The sequence below is a fragment of the Parabacteroides sp. AF17-28 genome (assembly GCF_003479205.1).
Classification (GTDB): Bacteria; Bacteroidota; Bacteroidia; order Bacteroidales; family Tannerellaceae; genus Parabacteroides; species Parabacteroides acidifaciens.
The window spans coordinates 1-287 of sequence record NZ_QUGV01000009.1 but is presented as its reverse complement, the minus strand read 5'-3'; the positions used below and the strand labels follow the sequence as shown (position 1 = coordinate 287).

The 287-nt window shown below is 41.1% G+C and carries 1 rRNA gene; it reads right to left on the bottom strand.

The window, feature by feature from the left end:
• Positions 1–60 precede the first annotated feature (60 nt).
• A 5S ribosomal RNA gene (gene rrf / locus DWW90_RS08090) occupies positions 61–171 on the bottom strand.
• Positions 172–287 lie beyond the last annotated feature (116 nt).

The window sequence follows — 287 nt, the reverse complement described above, 5'->3', positions numbered from 1 at the left end:
AAACAGAAAAAGGAGTCAGTTCAAATGAACTAACTCCTCTTCACTTCGCTTTCGCTTTTAAAACGGCGGCTATCTACTCTCCCACTTTTACGCAGTACCATCGACGTGGTTGGGCTTAACTTCTCTGTTCGGAATGGGAAGAGGTGGATCCCCAACGCTATAACCACCTTAATACCTTATATTAAGATTTTTGACTGGACAACTCCATTTTGGAGTCTCATAACTTTTATTTCCGAGCTTATTGATGACTCTCATCATCAATCCTTCAGACGTATCAATCCTTTCCT